Source organism: Nocardioides sp. (assembly GCF_016462705.1).
In the GTDB taxonomy this organism is placed as follows: domain Bacteria; phylum Actinomycetota; class Actinomycetes; order Propionibacteriales; family Nocardioidaceae; genus Nocardioides.
The window spans coordinates 25,759-34,653 of record NZ_JAEMSS010000024.1; the positions used below are offsets into that span (position 1 = coordinate 25,759).

General features: G+C 71.8%; 7 protein-coding genes and 1 pseudogene. 5 read left to right on the forward strand and 3 right to left on the reverse strand.

Going from position 1 to position 8,895, the window contains the following annotated elements:
• Positions 1-26: 26 nt before the first annotated feature.
• Together JHD21_RS05050 and JHD21_RS05055 are read right to left on the reverse strand one after the other, a co-directional pair.
• Positions 27-2,135 (reverse strand): M1 family aminopeptidase, encoded by a 2,109-nt coding sequence (locus JHD21_RS05050; protein WP_292672154.1) that lies wholly within the window; start codon positions 2,133-2,135, stop codon positions 27-29.
• Positions 2,136-2,220: 85 nt separating this feature from the next.
• Positions 2,221-2,832: a TetR/AcrR family transcriptional regulator gene (locus tag JHD21_RS05055; RefSeq protein WP_292672156.1), complete on the reverse strand. Its 612-nt coding sequence runs from the start codon at positions 2,830-2,832 to the stop codon at positions 2,221-2,223.
• 40 nt (positions 2,833-2,872) lie between these two features.
• On the opposite strand from JHD21_RS05055, the gene JHD21_RS05060 reads away from it, so the two are divergent.
• From JHD21_RS05060 to JHD21_RS05080, 5 genes are read left to right on the forward strand one after another with little or no spacing between them, the layout of a single operon-like run.
• A complete protein-coding gene (locus JHD21_RS05060) occupies positions 2,873-4,387 on the forward strand; it encodes an NAD(P)/FAD-dependent oxidoreductase (protein ID WP_292672158.1) in 1,515 nt (504 codons plus the stop codon).
• Positions 4,384-5,229 carry an SDR family NAD(P)-dependent oxidoreductase gene (locus JHD21_RS05065; RefSeq protein WP_292672160.1) on the forward strand — a complete coding sequence of 282 codons (846 nt, stop codon included), beginning with the start codon at positions 4,384-4,386 and terminating at the stop codon, positions 5,227-5,229. Before JHD21_RS05060 ends, JHD21_RS05065 begins: the two co-directional genes overlap by 4 nt.
• A 23-nt stretch (positions 5,230-5,252) precedes the next feature.
• Positions 5,253-5,780: a DUF402 domain-containing protein gene (locus JHD21_RS05070; protein ID WP_292672162.1), complete on the forward strand. Its 528-nt coding sequence runs from the start codon at positions 5,253-5,255 to the stop codon at positions 5,778-5,780.
• Complete coding sequence (locus JHD21_RS05075) at positions 5,777-6,409, forward strand: hypothetical protein (protein WP_292672164.1); 633 nt, start codon at positions 5,777-5,779, stop codon at positions 6,407-6,409. The genes JHD21_RS05070 and JHD21_RS05075 overlap by 4 nt, the downstream gene beginning before the upstream one ends.
• A gap of 12 nt (positions 6,410-6,421) precedes the next feature.
• On the forward strand, positions 6,422-7,552 hold the full coding sequence (locus tag JHD21_RS05080) for a glutamate--cysteine ligase (protein WP_292672166.1): 1,131 nt from the start codon (positions 6,422-6,424) through the stop codon (positions 7,550-7,552).
• Positions 7,553-7,571: 19 nt separating this feature from the next.
• On the opposite strand, the pseudogene JHD21_RS05085 reads toward JHD21_RS05080, so the two are convergent.
• Positions 7,572-8,895 (reverse strand): annotated as a pseudogene (locus JHD21_RS05085) (hypothetical protein); the annotation flags it as partial.

The window sequence follows — 8,895 nt, forward strand, 5'->3', positions numbered from 1 at the left end:
GTCGGCGCCGCCGGTGCCGCGCCCAATCAGATGACGCGGGCGGTCCGCTTGCTGACCCGGGTCACCGGCAGGTAGCCGGGTCGGGTGCCGGTCACCTTCACCTTGATCCGCTGACCCTCGAACCGGTTCCGCAGCTTGAGCTTGGTGCCCGTCGCACCGCGGATGGCCTTGCGGTTCGCGAACCACTGGTAGGTCAGCACCGCGCCCGCCTGCCACTGGCCGGGCACGACCCGCAGCTGCCTGCCGATCTCGGCCCTGCCACGGATCCCGGGGCGCGGAGCCGGGCTGACCGGCACCGCCCTGACCGCCAGCGTGGAGGCACAGGTCGTGCAGGTCGAGCCGAGGGTGGCCGCGCGCGTGGTCGCCCGGAGCACGCCGTTGCCGGACCCCGGCGCGACGGTGACCGGGACCTGGACGACCGTGGTCGCGCCGACTGCCGTGCTGGGCACGGTCCACGTGAGGGTGCCTCCGGCCCGGGTCGCACCGGAGGGCAGGGCGCCGAGGGTCGCGTCGTCGAGGACGTCGGTCAGGTCGGCGGTGACGACGGTGCCGGCCAGGGGCACCTGGCCGGTGTTCGTGACCGAGAGCCGGTAGGTCACGCCCGCCCCTGCCGAGACCGGACCACCGGCTGGGGTGGACGCCAGTGCAAGGTCGAACCTCCCGGGCCAGGCCGGCTTGTCGGCGTCGTAGATCCAGTCCTGGAAGAACGCGTCGAGCTGACGGCCCGACAGCTCCTCGGCGAGGGCGACGAACGCCGCCGTGCCGGGGCTCTGGCCGGCGTACCGGACCTGCCACTCCCGCATCAGCCCGGCGAAGGTCGGCGCGCCGATGGCGGTGCGCAGCGCCTCCAGCGCCATCGCGCCGCGGTCGTAGACGTGCGAGCCGTAGAGGTCGGTCGGGTCGCTGTCGTCCTCGTCCACCGTCGGCGTCGTCCACGTGGCGTCGTCGGCCGGGGTGTCCACCCACTCGTCGTAGAAGTGCTCCTCGGTGCCGGCCTCGTCGACGTACTGCTCCTCCGCGTAGGTCGCCGGTCCCTCACCGAGCCACAGGTCGTTCCACACCTTGGGCGACACGTTGTTGCCGAACCACTGGTGCATGACCTCGTGGATCAGCGTCGCGGTGCCGACGGAGTTCGGGAAGAAGGACCGGTCCTGCGTCTCCAGCGCGTAGTTGATCCCCGCGAGCGGCGAGATGCTGTCGACCACGATGCCGGTGCTGTTGCCCGGGTAGGGGCCGTAGCGGGCCTCGAAGAAGTCGAGGTAGCCCTTGAGGTTGCCACGTGCGGTGGCGGCGGCAGAGGCACCGGTGGCCGTCGGGTCGATGAACGTCCACTCCGGGATGGTCCGCCCGCTCGCCAGAGCGATGTCGGCGGTCGTCATGTCGTAGCGGCCGATGGAGATGATCACCAGCTCGCTGGCCATCTGCTCCTGCTGCTCCCAGACCCAGGTCGTCCGCCCGGCGTCCTCGACGTGGGAGACGAGCTCGCCGTTCGCGACCGCGGCGCTGTCACCGAGGCTGATCGTGGACGGGATGTCGATGCTGAAGTCGTACGTCGCCTTGTCGGCCGGCGTGTTGTTGTTGGGGAAGCCGGTCATCGAGCCGATCGGCTGGTTGACGAACGTCGCGCCGTCCGAGGTGGCGTTCCAGCCCTCCATCGAGCCGTCGGCGTCCTCGTGCGCGACCGGGGTCCCGGAGTACTCGACGACCGTGGTGAACTCCCCGTCCACCGGAGTGGTGGGCGTGATGACCAGCTTGAACCTGGTCTCCGCAGGGACCTGGGACCGGGTGAACGTCGCGGGGGTGCCGTTGACGGTGACCGAGTCGACCGTGAGCCCCTCGAAGTCCAGGGAGAACGACGACAACGGCGCCCCGGTGGTCGTGGCGGTGATCGTGGCGGACGCGTCGATCGTCTGGGGCGCGAGGACCGGGATCGTCTGAGGTGTCCAGACGATGTCGAGGTCGTAGTGGCTGACGTCGTAGCCGCCGTTGCCGACGTGCGGGAACTGCGTGTCGCCGGAGGTCTGGGCGCCGGCGACCGGGTCCGCGGCGTGGGCGGCCGGCGACACCAGCGTCAGGGCGCCGGCGGCCACCACGAGGGAAAGAGTGCGGGCGACCAGGCGTGAGGAGGGGGTCATCGATGGGTCTTCCGTGTGGGAGCCGGCGGGCCCGAGGAGACCATCATGGAGTCCACCCGCGCACGGTCAACGACGGGCCGACGGTTTAGCGACGCGGCGCGACCGCGTCCACCAGGGCCGGGAGCGCTCCGGTGATGATGCCCAGCAGCTCGTCGCGGCTGACCTCGCCGGGGTCGGTCCGCCAGGCGATGACCAGCTCCTCGCACATCGCGGCCCAGCCGCGGACGACGAGCCGGTTGCGGGGGGTGTCGTGGACCAGCTCTCCCTGGGCGTCTTCCAGGAAGATCCGCTCGGAGAGCACCTCGCGCACCTCCTCGTAGATGCCGCGCAGCGTCTCGTTGCCGCCCGCGGCGCCCCGGACCAAGGAGACGTAGCCCTCGAAGTTCGCGGTCACGTAGTCGACGTACGCCGCCACGGAGACGAGGAGCCGGTCGAGCGGCTCGCCGCCCGCCGGGGGGGCGGTCTGGGCGATCAGGTCGTCCGCCGCGTGCCGGACGACGGCCTCGTGGAACGCGGTCTTGTTGCCGAAGTAGTGGTAGAGCAGTCCGCGAGAGATGCCCGCCTCCTCGGCGAGCAGGTCGATCGAGAGCTCGTCGAGCGAGCGGTCCGCGAGCAGACGGACCCCCAGGCCGAGCAGCTGCTCACGGCGCTCCGCCGGGGTCAGCCGGGTCCGTGTGGTCGCGGTCACGGACGGCATCTTATTGACACTTGTTCAATATCGCCAATACCGTCAGGCCATGACCGAGGCAGCCCCCGCTCAGCGGGTCGACCACCTGATCATCGGGGCCGGGTTCGCCGGCCTCTGCGCCGCCATCAAGCTGCAGGAGGACGGCGAGCGCGACTTCGTGGTGCTCGAGCGCGGCCCCGACGTCGGTGGCACCTGGCGCGACAACACCTACCCCGGCGCCGCGTGCGACGTCCCCAGCCAGCTCTACTCGTTCTCCTTCGCGCGCAACCCGGACTGGTCGAGCTCCTACTCCCCGCAGCCGGAGATCCAGGCCTACATCCAGAGGGTCGCGCGGCGGTCCGGCACCCTGGACCGCTTCGTGTTCGACACCACCGTCGAGGACGCTGACTGGGACGACACCGCTCAGCGGTGGACCGTCCGCACCTCCGGAGGCACCTGGTCGGCACGCACGGTCATCGTCGGCGCCGGTGGGCTCTCGGAGCCGAGGCTGCCGGAGATCGACGGCATCGACACGTTCCAGGGGACGCTGTTCCACACCGCCCAGTGGGACCACTCGGTCGACCTGACCGGCAAGCGGGTCGCGGTCATCGGCACCGGCGCATCCGCGATCCAGGTCGTCCCCGAGCTCCAGAAGATCGTCGCCCACCTCGACGTCTACCAGCGCACGGCGCCCTGGGTGATCCCCCGCAACGACCGCACCTACGGCGACCTCGAGCGCCGGGCGCTGCGGTACGTGCCGGGCCTCCAGCGGCTCTACCGGACCGGGGTCTACCTGGCCAAGGAGGCCACGGTCCCGGCGTTCACGCTGTGGCCCGGGATCTCCGCACCGGCCCAGAAGCAGGCGCTGGCCAACATCCGCAAGGGGATCAAGGACCCGGCGCTGCGCGAGAAGGTCACGCCGCACTTCGCCTTCGGGTGCAAGCGGGTCCTCATCTCCAACGACTACTACCCGGCGCTGGCCGCCGACAACGTCGACCTGGTCACCGACCCGATCGCCAAGGTGACCGGCAGCTCGATCGTCACCGCCGACGGCACCGAGCGCGAGATCGACGTCCTGGTGGTCGCCACCGGCTTCTACACGACCGAGCTGCCGATCACCGAGCACATCACCGGGCGACACGGCCAGACGCTCGCCGAGCAGTGGCGGGACTCCGGCATGACCGCCTACAAGGGCACGACCGTCCCGAACTTCCCCAACCTGTTCTTCATCGTCGGGCCCAACACCGGCCTCGGCCACTCGAGCATGGTGCTGATGATCGAGTCGCAGGTCGCCTACATCCGCGACGCGCTCAGGACGATGCGCACGGGCGGGTACGACGTGGTCGAGGTCGACCAGGCCGCGACCGACCGCTACAACGCCGCCCTGCAGGGCCGGATGAGGCGCACGGTGTGGAGCGCCGGCGGCTGCGACAGCTGGTACCTCGACGCGCACGGCAAGAACACCACCCTCTGGCCCCGCTCCACCTGGGACTTCCGCCGCCGGCTGGCGTCGTTCGACCCCGAGGCCTACACCCTGTCCCGGGCCGCCCGGCCCGTCCACGCCCGAGAGGACGTCACCGCATGAGGACCCTGGCCGACAAGGTCGTCGTGATCACCGGGGCCGGCTCGGGGATCGGCCGGGCCCTCGCGGTCAACCTGGCCCGGCGGGGTTCCCTCCTCGCGCTGTCCGACGTCGACGAGGCCGGACTCGCCGAGACGGTCACCCTGGCCCAGCGGGCCGGCGCCCCCCAGGTCCGCAGCGACCGGCTCGACGTGGCCGACCGGGACGCGATGGGGCGCTACGCCCTCGACGTCGTCCAGCACTTCGGCCGGGTCAACGTCATCGTCAACAACGCCGGCGTCTCGCTGACCGGCGACTTCACCGACCTCGAGTACAACGACATCGACTGGATCATGGGCGTCAACCTGTGGGGCGTCCTGCACGGCACCAAGGAGTTCCTGCCGCACCTGATCGCCTCCGGCGACGGGCACGTCGTCAACCTGTCGTCCCTCTTCGGCCTCATCTCGATGCCGGGCCAGTCGATCTACAACGCCACCAAGTACGCCGTCCGCGGCATGTCCGAGGCCCTGCGCGAGGAGATGCTGGTCGCCGGCCACCCGGTCGGCGTCACCTCGGTCCACCCCGGAGGCATCAAGACCGCGATCGCCCGCAACTCCCGGGTCTCGGCCAAGGAGGACAAGGCCGCCACCGCGGAGCTGTTCGACACCAAGCTGGCCAAGATGTCGCCGGAGAAGGCCGCCGAGATCATCGTGAGCGGCATCCTCAAGAACAAGGCCCGGGTCCTCGTCGGCATCGACGCCCACGCCCTGCACCACGCGGCCAAGCTGCTCGGCTCGCGTTACCAGGACGTCGTCGCCAAGGCGTCCCAGAAGGTCGTGCCGCCGAAGGTCACCGTCCACGAGTGACCGCCGCGCGGTAGAACAGTCGCGTGCCTCGCGAACCCGGCGACCCGATCCGCGTCGAGCTCACCAAGTGGGGTGACCGGCCGCACTGGGAGTTCGACGGCCTCTTCCTCGGCTCCGACGAGCACGGCGACTGGCTCGGCTTCACGGCCGGCACGCTGATGGCACGCCCGGGCATGGAGATCCGGCCCGCGAACCACCAGGTCGGACTGGTGCCCACGCGCGGTGCGGCGTTCCTGGCGACCTTCCACGGACCGGGCGGCGACAAGCGCACGTACGTCGACATGACCTCGGTCCCGAGCTGGGACGGCTCGGTCGTGCGCGCGGTCGACCTCGACCTCGACGTGGTCGAGGAGCTCGACGGGACCGTGTTCGTCGACGACGAGGACGAGTTCGCCGAGCACCAGGTGCTGTTCGGCTACCCGCGCGAGGTCGTCACGCTGGCCGAGGTCACCCGGGACAGCGTGCTGGCCGCGGTCACCGCCCGCGCGGCGCCGTTCGACGGCTCCGCGCAGCGCTGGCTCGAGGTGCTCGACGAGCTCGTCCGGGGATGAGCGAGTCCTCGGCACCGGACACCGGCTGGGCGGCGTACCGCGAGCAGTCGTTCGGCGATCCCTACCTGGTGTGGCACGACGGCCCGGACTTCGCCGAGTTCCGGGAGCGGTTCGCCGCCGAGCCGGAGCTGGCCACCCGGATGCTGCGGGAGGGCATCGCCGAGGGCGACGCCCTGGCCGCCCAGACGCCCCGAGAGCTGACGCTCACTGACCCGCAGCGCGCCGGGTTCGTGGAGATGCTGCGCGAGGCGCTGCCCGCCGCGCCCGCCGGCGTCCGGCTCGAGGCCGGCGCCTCCCTCTTCGCCCTCACCGGAGACCCTGCCTGGTCGGCTCCCGTGGTGGACGTCCTGGGGTCGACGGTCCACTGGGGCGTCCGCATCGACGCCGCGATCCGGCTCAAGGCCTTCCCGCCGACCCCGGAGCTGGTGGCCGCCCTGGCCCGCGGGGCGCGCGACCTCGAGTACCTCGTCCGCTACCACTCGGCCAACACCCTGCTCCGCTGGGCGGGCCGGACCGAGGAGATCAGCGACGACCAGGATCTGTTCCGGCTGCTGGTCGACGAGGCCGGTCCCGAGGGATGGGCGGTGGCCGCCGGGCGGCTCGCTGCGGCGGTGCCCCTACGCCTGTGACAGCCTGATCCGGTGCGGATCGACTTCCATGCCTCGGCCGAGCCGACCCTCGGCGTGGAGTGGGAGCTGGCCCTGGTCGACCGGCGCAGCCGCGACCTGCGCAACGACGCCGCGCACCTGTTCGCCCGGGCCAAGGCCCGGCTGCCCGACCCCGAGCGCCTGCACAAGGAGATGCTGAAGAACACCGTCGAGCTCGTCACGGGCGTCTGCCGCACCGTGCCGGAGGCGATGGCCGACCTGCGCCGCACCCTCGAGGTCGTCCTGCCTGCCGGGGACGACCTGGACATCGACCTCCTCGGCGCCGGCACGCACCCGTTCGCCGAGTGGACCCAGCAGGAGCTGACCGAGGGTCACCGCTACGAGGAGCTCATCAACCGGACCCAGTGGTGGGGCCGCCAGATGCTGATCTGGGGCGTTCACGTGCACGTCGGGATGCCCGACAAGGAGCGTGTGATGCCGGTGCTCTCGGCGCTGCTGCGCTACTACCCGCACCTCCAGGCGTTGTCCGCGTCGTCGCCGATCTGGGCGGGCGTGGACACCGGCTACGCGTCCAACCGGGCGCTGATGTTCCAGCAGCTGCCGACGGCGGGGCTGCCGTTCGAGTTCGCGACGTGGGCCGAGTTCGAGTCGTACGCCCACGACCTCCTCACGACCGGCGTCATCGACCAGCTCGACGAGATCCGCTGGGACCTGCGCCCGGCGCCGGCGCTGGGGACGCTGGAGAACCGGGTGTGCGACGGCGTCTCGACGTTCGAGGACCTGGCCGCGCTCACGGCGTTCATGCACTGCCTCGTCGTCGACCTCGACACCCGGCTCGCCGACGGCGAGACGCTGACCACGATGCCGCCGTGGCACGTCCAGGAGAACAAGTGGCGCGCCGCCCGCTACGGGCTCGACGCCATCGTCATCCTCGACGCCGACTCCACCGAGCGGCTGGTCACCGACGACCTGGCCGAGACCGTCGCGCGGCTCGAGCCGGTCGCGGAGCGGCTCGGCTGTGCGGAGGAGCTGGCGTCGGTGCTCGACATCCCGCGCCGCGGCGCGTCGTACCAGCGTCAGCGCGCGGTCGCCCATGAGAGCGGCGGCGACCTGGTCGCCGTCGTCGACTCGGTCGTCCGCGAGCTGCGGACGAGCCTGGGTTGAGCCCCGCGTTCAGGCGCTGCTAGGACGTCACCTGCTGCGGGGTGGGGAACGTCGCTGCCGACGAGCCGGTCCCGACCTCGCCGCTGCTGTTCCCGCCCCAGCACCACTGCGTGTCGTCGACCTTGACCGCGCAGCTGAAGGAACCGCCCGCCGTCGCCGAGGCCCACGTGGTGTCGGTGCCGACCTGCGTCGGCACGGCCTTGTCGTCCGTCCCGCCGTTGCCGAGCTTGCCCTCCCCTCCGGAGCCCCAGCACCAGAGCCGGCCGGCGCTGTCCACCGCGCAGGTGTGGTCGCTGTTGCCGCTGCCGGAGGCCGCCACGGTCGCCCAGCTGCCGGAGACCTGTGCCGGGGTCGTCACGTCGGTCCCCGGCGTACCGCTCCCCACGGCGCCGACGTCGTTCCGGCCCCAGCAGTAGAGGTCGGACGCGCGCAGCGCACAGGTGTGGGCGGCGCCGGCGCTCAGGCTGGTCCAGTCGGTCGCCGTGCCCACCTGGACCGGGCCGGTGCTCCCGCTCGTCGGGCCGCCGGTGCCGAGCTGGCCGCGCGAGTTGTAGCCCCAGCACCACATCGTCCCCGGGGACCGGATGGCGCAGGTGTGGCTGCCGCCGGCGCTCACCGATGTCCAGGTGGCACCGCCGGGGTCGACCTCGGTGGGGACGGTCGCGCCGCCGGCGTTGCCGGTGGCGATGCCGCCCCAGCAGAAGAGCTTGCCGCCCAGGGTCGTGGCGCACGCGTGCGCCTCCCCGGCGGAGACCTGGTCCCAGTGCCGGGTGTCGTCGACCAGTGCCGGCGAGTCCTGCTGGGAACCGGAGGCACCCAGGCCGAGCTGGCCGTAGGAGGCGCTGCCCCAGCACCACAGGCTGTGGTCGGCCTGGATGCCGCAGGTGAAGGCCTGGACCGCCTCGGTGGCCGCCGACACCTGCCGCCACGTGGAGGTGCCGACCTGCTCGGGCGACAGCCGCTTCACGTCCGGGAGGGCGACGGGACCGATGCCGACGGCACCCTTGCCCTGGTTGCCCCAGCACCACAGCGTCGAGTCGCCCAGGATCCGGCAGGCGTGCACCCCGCCCCCGTCGATGGTGACGGCCGGAGTGCCGGGCGGGCCAGGGACGGGGTCGAGGCGCAGGTCGAACGTCTCCTCGTCGAACAGCCCGTCGGCCGAGCGGGTGAACCTGATGACGAGCTCGTGGTCCCCCGGCGTGGCCGAGGTCCCGGTGAGCTCGCCGGTCGTCGCGTCGATGGCGAAGCCGCTCAGCGCCGTTGTCACGGTCCAGGTGCCCGGGCCGGGGTCGTCCACGGTCAGGGTCTGGCTGTAGGCCTGCGTCGCGTAGCCGTCCGCCAGG

Coding starts and splice junctions, on each gene's coding strand:
- JHD21_RS05050 (WP_292672154.1), bottom strand. CDS start 2,135: ATGACCCCCTCCTCACGCCTGGTCGCCCGCACTCTTTCCCTCGTGGTG.
- JHD21_RS05055 (WP_292672156.1), bottom strand. CDS start 2,832: ATGCCGTCCGTGACCGCGACCACACGGACCCGGCTGACCCCGGCGGAG.
- JHD21_RS05060 (WP_292672158.1), top strand. CDS start 2,873: ATGACCGAGGCAGCCCCCGCTCAGCGGGTCGACCACCTGATCATCGGG.
- JHD21_RS05065 (WP_292672160.1), top strand. CDS start 4,384: ATGAGGACCCTGGCCGACAAGGTCGTCGTGATCACCGGGGCCGGCTCG.
- JHD21_RS05075 (WP_292672164.1), top strand. CDS start 5,777: ATGAGCGAGTCCTCGGCACCGGACACCGGCTGGGCGGCGTACCGCGAG.